The organism is Methanolobus psychrotolerans (genome assembly GCF_002243045.1).
In the GTDB taxonomy this organism is placed as follows: domain Archaea; phylum Halobacteriota; class Methanosarcinia; order Methanosarcinales; family Methanosarcinaceae; genus Methanolobus; species Methanolobus psychrotolerans.
The window spans coordinates 76,448-84,921 of the sequence record NZ_MBKP01000007.1; the positions used below are offsets into that span (position 1 = coordinate 76,448).

An 8,474-nucleotide genomic window follows, 5' to 3' on the forward strand; every position below is an offset into this window, starting at 1 on the left:
CTTCAAATGGTATTCAGGTAGCGCTGTATCTCCCATTCATGGACCTGCGTTCTGTATGCGTCCCATTCTGCCCTTGCAAGTCTGAGTATATTATCATGGACATGTTCTCCTAGAGTATTCTTAAGAAGTTCATCATTTTCAAGATAATCAGCACTCTCACTGATGGTTGATGGCAGTGTCTCAATGCCTCTCTCGACACGTTCTTTTTTTGTCAGGTCAAAGACATTGTAATCCATTATTTTTCCGGGGTCCATCTTATTCCTGATACCCTCAAGACCTGCTGCAAGGATTGCTGCAAATGTAAGGTATGGGTTACATGAAGGGTCCGGGCTTCGAAGTTCTGCCCTTGTACTCTTTCCCCTAGGGGAAGGTATGCGTATCAGAGAGCTGCGGTTTGCACCTGACCACGTAATATACACAGGGGCTTCATATCCAGGGATGAGTCTCTTGTATGAGTTTACAAGTGGGTTTGCAATGCATGATATGGCTTTGATATGTTTCAGGACACCTGCAATGAATTGTCTTGCAGTTTCACTGATCTGCATCTCTCCAGTCTCGTCATAGAATGCATTCTCGCCATCCTTTGAAAGTGAAATGTTCACATGCATGCCGGACCCATTTTCAATAGCAATTGGCTTTGGCATAAATGTAGCATGCAGACCGTGCAGCTTTGCAATGGTCCTTGTGACATACTTGAATGTCATTACATTGTCTGCTGTTGTAAGTGCATCCCCGTACTTGAAATCTATCTCATGCTGCCCGAAAGCGACCTCATGGTGTGATGCTTCGATATCGAAGTTAAGGTCCATCAGGGTCAGGACAATTTCTCTTCTGATATCCTCTGCAAGATCGGTAGGTGCGAATTCAAAATACCTTCCATAGTCATGAGGTACAACGGTTGCCTTTCCGTTTATCTTTTCGAAAAGGAAAAACTCAAGTTCAGGACCTACGTTCAGGGTATATCCCATTTCTTCAGCTTCTTTCATGACTTTTTTAAGTACATAACGGGGATCAGCTTCGAATTGCTTTCCGCTTGGCAGATAAATGTCACATATCATTCTTGCGACAAGACCTTTATTGTTGTTCCATGGCAGGATTGCAAAGGTCCCTATGTCCGGTTTCAAAACCATGTCCGATTCATCTATCCTTACAAAACCTTCTATGGATGACCCATCAAAGGATATTCCTGTGGTCAAAGCCTTTTCGATCTGTGTTACAGGGATCTCAACATCCTTGACTATTCCCTGTATATCCGTAAACTGCAAACGTATGAACTTTACGTTGTTTGTTTCAATGGCTTTGATAACGTCTTCCTTATTACAAATTATCATTTGATCGCCTGCTATTCTTCCTCTATCTTCTGCACATGCAATGCAAAATTATTTCTGGATATCTATCTCCATGCAATTATAGGTTGCCATGAAAGTTGCGTATGAGCATTCTAAATCAGCAGGCAAAACAAAAAGAATTTAAAACAACAGCAAAAAAAAAGAAAAAACATCAAATGAATTTCAGGCTTACATCCTTCATTTCGTTCCTGGCTGCAACGTTGATCAACAAAGGTGTAAGGGATTCTATCATTGCTGCAGTTTCCAGAGGGCCGATATCAAGAGGTCTCATATTCGATATATCTCTTACAAGGCCAAATACTATTTCTTTAGAATACATCGAATTTCCGCAAACACCGATGTCATAGTCAAGTTCCATCTCAAGATTTGCCAGTTTCTTTGCAGGCACTGTATGGAAAGCAGCCACAAGCTCTGCATTATCCGGGAGCATCTTCTGTATCTCCTGGGCAGCGCTTCCTGCCTCAGGCATTGAGAAACAGAAGTATTCGGTATTGAATTCCTTGCTTTGGATAGGAATTATCTGGTGTTTACCACTTGTGTTGATGTAACACATGTTCTTTTCCATTGGCACGACTACACTGATAATTATCTTATTCTCTATAACCGGTTTTATCATTTCCATAACAGGGCCAAGTTGGTTATACCTGATGGCAACAATAATAATATCTGCTTTTTCGGCAGCTGTCTGGTTATCAGTACCTGTTATGCCTGCCTTATGGCCATATCCGGCAAGTACTTCATTATATTCTGCAGCGACAGCTTCGGCCTTTTCCACTTCTCTGGAACCGATGATTATCTCGTGTTTCTGGCCCCATCGAAGTGCAAAGCCTTTGCCTATATTACCTGTGCCTCCAAGTATTGCGATCTTCATGACATTTCTCCTGGTATGGTCGAGAATGTAATCATATTCTATTATATGTTAACGTTTTTGGTATTGTCCAAATGGGATTATGTGACTGTGTTAATCATTATCATGGTATAAATAATAACTCCTCCTGTACTATTATCTGCAGCAGTATTTATCAGCTACTGAATAAGAATAAAAATACTTAGGGAAGAATACTTACCTGATATTGACCTGATCCAACGGTTTCATATCATGTAAGCAGAAGGTTAGTATGAAGATCAATGGCGTTAAAAGAGTCCTTTGATCATGTTGATAAGGCCGGTTAGCAGGCCAGTACTTTCTTCTGATGTGTCATCATCAGTGGTTTCGTCTTTTGTGGCATCACCATTGTCAGGTTTACCCATCTGGCCTTCGCCATTCATAGTGCCGTTTCCGGGGAAATTACTTTCCGGAAGTTGCATGCTTTCATTGCCTCCCATATGTCCTGCACCTTCCATGTGTCCTTCCTGTCCTTCTTGGCCCATTGGATTGTTTTTCATGAGTGCCTCACGCACTACTTCAGGTGCCTCTCCCATTGAGCTTCTGAGTTCATCCATTATCTCCATTATCGTTTTTTCATCATCAGTAGCTTCAAGTTCTGTTTTCAGTGCTTCCATTTGCTCAAGAAGACTTTTTACTGATTCTACAACGTCTTCATCATCAAGCTCAGACTGCAGGGATGTGAGTGTGTCAATGTTGTTCTCTATCATCTCAAGATTCATTTCCTTCATCTGTTCAGCGCCCATTTGAGGCATTTCCATGCCTGTATCATTTTCCAGGGCATAAACACCCGGTATTGCGGTGCTGAAAAGTATCATAAATAATGTAAATAGTATCGAGATATTTCGTCTCATTTTAAAACTCCTTAAAAACCTGTAATATGGATAAATCTGAAAATTGTGAGATAGGATTAATCCTATCTCACGGTGGTGGTATTAATAATTTCGCAAACAATTCATTTATCCTTATTCTGCGGTTACATTCTCCTGTTTATCCATATACATTGGGCCGAATTCTCTTCCGTGTCCATGTGGCTGCGGGTTGTTTTTCCTAGCTTCTTCTAGAATCTCCTTGAATTCATCAAGAGTTGTTGCGTCTTCAATGTCTGTAAGCAGAGTTTCCAGTTCAGTTATCTGCTCATTAATTGAATCTTCAGTTATGTTCTCATCATCTATTTCATCGATGTTCTCAAGCATTCCCTGAAGCCTTTCAATTCTCTTGTTGATACATTCTGTTTGCCTTTCTACAAGGAATTGCATCTCTTCTTCTTCTGTCTCAAATACGGGTGCTTCCATGGCTTCATTATTCATTCCATGATTTTCACGTGGGGAATTCATTACCCTATGATCCATTACCTTGTAATCCCTGAATTCCTTTGTCTCTTTTGCAGTTCCCGTTTCATCAGCAAAGGCACCAGGCGTTACAGCACTGAACACAATTAATGCCAATGAAAGACAGGCCAGAACTTTCATATATTTATGTTTCATTCTTTTTCTCCTTCATTTTTCTCTGCCAGAAGCAGCACTAATAATTTCCAGCACTTTTCTGACATTTCCAAGGTTAGCAGGCTTAAATATAAGCATACTTAACTAAAAGATGCACCATTATGTCCTTAAATTAAAAAATAGAGCTTTATTAAAGGTTTGTATTCTCTAATAACCTTTGAAAAACTTAAAATGATAAAAAGTTTCCTTATTTTTCCATTTCATGGTTTTTTCAGGTATAACCGATAATCAAAGATAATTTATCGCAATTTTAAATCCAATTTTTAAATATTCGGACTATTGTGCATAGGCATGCAGGTATAACTCTATGGTTCAGGACTAATTAGCCAATTGTTTTTCCTCAATGCAGTAAAAGTGTTTCATTTGACATTTATATCAAATATATTCATGGGACTGTACATTTCAGTCGATGAGCACCAAATAAGTAATTTCACAGACATTTTTGCTGTTCTATTTGATTAGTATTATTTATCTGACTTAATTGCTCTTTTATATCTCTATGTAGTGAATATCGCGAATTATTCCTTATTTTTCCATTTTAGTAGTTATTATAATACTATTTTCATACCTATGCATACAAAAAGCTTCATAAAGGGTAAAATTGCATATAATCACTTTCTGTTTCTCCAAATAGACGTTCATGCTAAAGTATGTTTATATTTTAATTTCCCTTTCCCTTGTACTATGGGAAAAACGTTAAGGTGCATTCGAGTATGTTTATTTGTACCACTGTACGGGGCTGTAGGAATGTTTGAGTGAGGTGTAATGTCCAATGAAAAAGATACCGCTCTTAATAGTAATGCTCCTTATATCACTTGTATTGATTTCTGGTCTGATAAACTCCTCTAAGTACTATGATGTTCATGGTAGATATGGCCCTATGTTGTCTCAGCATCCTGTTCATCTTAGTAAGGATCTATCCTATGGGAAGCCTTCCTTCACATACGGGAATCTGGCTTTCCCAAAGGATGAACAAATATTCCTTGCGGACAACATCAAAAAATCAAATGAAATGGTAGAACGTCTTCAAGCCACAGTTGAACGCTTGAAAAATGAAGGTAATGATGTTCAGGAACTTGATAAGATGGTTGAGTACTATGCTTTGTTAGTATCTGAAGCTAAAGATTACCTCTCAAAATCTGATGCATCGACTTCGCTTTCAGATGAACAGAAATATCTTGAATTATCACGGGAAAAAATAATTCTGGCAAATTCTGAGCTGAAAGATATTTTTGCTAAGACCCAAATATATCTTCCCGGACCTGTCAGTATATCCGGGAATGATATTCTGACGGTTTATGGACGTGGAATTCTCATACTGTCGGGTGATCTTGACATCGCACTTAGTTTATCCACGGGTGAGTTTTCAGTAATTGATTTTGCAGGTGATATGGATATTGATACAGCTGAGCTCTATAGCTCAGAGGGTATGTCTGCGAAAGTAATCTCTTCCGGAGATCCAGGAAATCCGCAAAAGATGTTGTCATATGTTGGTGTACAGGGTAATGTAACATTGTCCAGTTCAGAACTTACCGTAGCTATCATGGGGGAAGATATAGGTCTTCTTGTAAGAGGTACGGGAGAAGCTGAATTCTATGGTAATGGGACTTACTATCTGCAGAATGCTACTGTGAACAAAGAAGGCACCTGGATCTCCCCGATATTTTGAGATTGAACTATACACATAATATGGTAATGTAGCATGAGAATGAGAGATTGCGCAGGTTGCATAGTCCTCATTTTGTTTTTTCCAGGAGTTGTGGCATCTGATGATATCGCAATTATTCACAAGTAGCTTATGAATGGGGTACCTTCAACACTCTTAATGCTATGTAGAAGTAACTTCAACTCATGAGCAGTCAACAGTTGCAAAGTAAGGTACTTACTCTTTTGAATTGCCAGAGGAATGTATTGCATTGCTGCCAGCTATTATGATGTTGAAAAGCTTACGTATTATGGAGAAAATATCATAATCGTGTCACATGGAGGTATTATGTCGTAGACCTGCTACTTTTACTTTCTTACTCTGATGTGGCTGCTGCAGAGATGTTGATTATGAAAGGAGAAATCCTATTATTTTCTGTTCATTTTTTTATTTGGTTATAGTGTTCATTCTTTTTGCTTCATTATTTTATGAGGTAAGTATGGAACCGCAAAGCTACAAATGAATTTTCTGTTAATTTCCATGGAGGTGAAGATGGAAAGGACGTGGAAATATTCTGTTTTGGACAGATCCGGGAAATGATTCCTGAAAAAGTTAATGTGATTTTGAAATCATACATTTTTAACCACATAATTAGTAGAAGGGCAATTTCTCTCATTTTACAGGTACTGTTATTTTCAAAACAAAGGTTCAAATTATATTGGATAAGCTTTAAAAGCTGTATTTTCTTTTATTACTATAATCCAAGTTCCCATAAAGTTTTATTTGTTCATTTTGACATATTTCTCTTTTTTCTGTAAGTATGCTTTTATTAAAAACTGCTTATGAGTGAATTGCCTGTCAGCAATACTATCCTGGCAGGTACCACCCCCACTTCGGTGGCATCTAACTCTCCAACCACATCCAGCCGAAGATGCCACCACTGTACCAACCCCCTCGTTTAAGAGACGCCTATCAATCGTGGGTGTCTCTTAACCGATATGGGTGACAAAAATGGACAATGTGATAGATTCTTTAAAACAATTCATTGAATCAAGGTTTCAGGAGGTAAATCGTGCCCATGCACTCAATCCTAAAACTTTCTTGATCTATCTTCTGTCAGGAAGCTAAACCCTGGACAAATAATAGTTTATTGAAGATATCTTCATCAGATAACAATTTACAATTTCCGGAAAGGATTCAAGTGGTGAAACCTCTATATGACTTCCTTTTCATTTTAAGTGTGGTGGCAGATCTGATTATCACCTCTCTGTTGATACTCTCGGGTTTTAAGCAGTTATCATGGTTCAATTTGCTTTGATTCATACTAATACAACCTGCCGGTTCTAAAAATAGATTTTCACCCATACCGGAGAGCATGCATTTAAATATAAATGAACTATATTAAAACAAAGAAAACGTTTAAGATACATGAATATCTGTTATCTGTCGTAGAATCTGATATATGTGGTTATGCTTGTATTTCCAGAGATGTGATTTTCAATGAAAAGGATGCCTCTTATATTATTGATATTCCTCTTGTTGCTTGTTCTAATTTCGGGCATGACTGGTTCTGAAGATATGCAACAGTATCCTGATGAACAACAGGAACAGCATGACATGTTGTTTACTCCTCCTTTCAATACAAGAGAGCCTCCAAACGATGAACGTTTTATTCTTTACTTTGTTCCTCATTCTGTTCCTGTAGGCGAGAGTGTCTTTCTTGCAGATAATATTGAGAAGTCAGATGAAATGGTAAAGCGTCTTGATAATGTAATCATACGCTTGAAGGAGGAAGGTAATGATGTCACCGAGCTTGAACAAATGGTCGTAAACTATGCTGCTCTTGTATCAGATGCCAGAAAGAATCTGTCCATGGCTGATAATTCTTCAGTAAGCTCAGATAAGCAGAAATACCTGCGACTCTCAAGAGAGAGCATCGTTGTTGCAAATTCCGAGCTTAAACCTATATTCGATGAGATAAAAACATATCTCTCAGGTCCGGTAAGTATGTCTGGCAGTAGCAGCCTGGTGGCCGAAGGTAGTGGAATGGCTATATTGTCCGGGGATATGGATGTTAGTTTTTTCCTTTCGGATGGTAAATTCTCTGTAGTCGATTTTGCAGGAGATGCCTTAATTGATACGGAAAATGACTATGCCCATGAAGTTATGCCACAAAGGGTTGCCTCTCACGATATGATAATGCCACAAAAAATGTTTTCATATGTTGGGGTCAAAGGTAATGTTTCCTTATCAGGTTCTGCATTTACGGTTGTGATTATGTCTGATAATCTCAGTCTTATTGCAACAGGCACAGGTGAAGCTGAACTGGTTGGAAATGGGAAGTATTATTTTGACTATGGTACCTCTAAAGAAAACGAAAATGTCTGGATAAAGTCAATATTTGAGAGTGATTGATATACCGCAAATGACAGGGGTGCGTTACATGAGAGTATTATCTTGTATAGGTTGTATTACCATCATCCTGCTTTTATCGGGAGTCTCTGCAGCCTCAGGTATTGCAACTGTACATGGTGTGGCATACGAATGGAGTACATTCGAACCCCTCGACAATGCAATAATCGCAGTAAATTCCACTCCTGCACAGTCAATGGTGGCAAAATACGGTGTTTACTCTTTCGAATTACCAAACGGCACGTATCAAATTACTGCAAGCTACTATAAAAACGATCAGCTAACCTATTATACAGAAGATCTCATTACGGTTTCAGATGAAGGCAGTTATGTTCTGGACCTATTGCTCTTACCTTCTTATCCCATTTCTGAAGCTGACACTGAAGTTTCTTCAACGGTCAACGGGAATTCATTTCTTTTTGGTTCTATGTTTGTTGTCATTGTTCTTTTGATCCTTCTGTTTTATCAGATGAAACTGGGGCCACAAAAATCCCATTCATTGAAGACCGTAAAGAAGGAAGAACATCTGTATGTAGCTCCTGTAATTACAAAAGATGCCACCCGGGAAATGAGTGAGGATTTGAAGGAAACAGCAGTAGGCTCCCCAAGAGAAGAAACAATAAATGAACCAATAAATGAACCAATAAATGAACCAATAAATGAACCAATAAATAAAC

6 protein-coding genes and 1 pseudogene are annotated in these 8,474 nt (G+C 38.6%); 3 read left to right on the forward strand and 4 right to left on the reverse strand.

The window, feature by feature from the left end; genetic code table 11:
* Window positions 1-2: 2 nt before the first annotated feature.
* From glnA to BB781_RS04240, 4 genes are all read right to left on the reverse strand, one after another.
* Complete coding sequence (gene glnA, locus BB781_RS04225) at window positions 3-1,331, reverse strand: type I glutamate--ammonia ligase (protein ID WP_094227253.1); 1,329 nt, start codon at window positions 1,329-1,331, stop codon at window positions 3-5.
* A gap of 169 nt (window positions 1,332-1,500) precedes the next feature.
* Entirely contained in the window at window positions 1,501-2,220 is a 720-nt protein-coding gene (locus BB781_RS04230) for an NAD(P)-binding domain-containing protein (protein WP_094227254.1), read from the reverse strand.
* Window positions 2,221-2,483: 263 nt separating this feature from the next.
* On the reverse strand, window positions 2,484-3,089 hold the full coding sequence (locus BB781_RS04235; protein ID WP_129582625.1) for a hypothetical protein: 606 nt from the start codon (window positions 3,087-3,089) through the stop codon (window positions 2,484-2,486).
* A gap of 111 nt (window positions 3,090-3,200) precedes the next feature.
* Window positions 3,201-3,722: a hypothetical protein gene (locus BB781_RS04240; protein WP_094227256.1), complete on the reverse strand. Its 522-nt coding sequence runs from the start codon at window positions 3,720-3,722 to the stop codon at window positions 3,201-3,203.
* 790 nt (window positions 3,723-4,512) lie between these two features.
* On the opposite strand from BB781_RS04240, the gene BB781_RS04245 reads away from it, so the two are divergent.
* The 3 genes and pseudogenes from BB781_RS04245 to BB781_RS04255 form a co-directional block, all read left to right on the forward strand.
* Window positions 4,513-5,409 carry a hypothetical protein gene (locus BB781_RS04245; protein ID WP_094227257.1) on the forward strand — a complete coding sequence of 299 codons (897 nt, stop codon included), beginning with the start codon at window positions 4,513-4,515 and terminating at the stop codon, window positions 5,407-5,409.
* 1,476 nt (window positions 5,410-6,885) lie between these two features.
* Window positions 6,886-7,800 (forward strand): hypothetical protein, encoded by a 915-nt coding sequence (locus BB781_RS04250; protein WP_094227258.1) that lies wholly within the window; start codon window positions 6,886-6,888, stop codon window positions 7,798-7,800.
* A 28-nt stretch (window positions 7,801-7,828) separates the two neighbouring features.
* Window positions 7,829-8,474 (forward strand): annotated as a pseudogene (locus tag BB781_RS04255) (hypothetical protein); the annotation flags it as partial.

Bases quoted from the DNA above. Each gene is read 5' to 3' on its own strand.
- glnA (WP_094227253.1), bottom strand. From the start codon at position 1,331: ATGATAATTTGTAATAAGGAAGACGTTATCAAAGCCATTGAAACAAAC.
- BB781_RS04230 (WP_094227254.1), bottom strand. From the start codon at position 2,220: ATGAAGATCGCAATACTTGGAGGCACAGGTAATATAGGCAAAGGCTTT.
- BB781_RS04235 (WP_129582625.1), bottom strand. From the start codon at position 3,089: ATGAGACGAAATATCTCGATACTATTTACATTATTTATGATACTTTTC.
- BB781_RS04240 (WP_094227256.1), bottom strand. From the start codon at position 3,722: ATGAAACATAAATATATGAAAGTTCTGGCCTGTCTTTCATTGGCATTA.
- BB781_RS04245 (WP_094227257.1), top strand. From the start codon at position 4,513: ATGAAAAAGATACCGCTCTTAATAGTAATGCTCCTTATATCACTTGTA.
- BB781_RS04250 (WP_094227258.1), top strand. From the start codon at position 6,886: ATGAAAAGGATGCCTCTTATATTATTGATATTCCTCTTGTTGCTTGTT.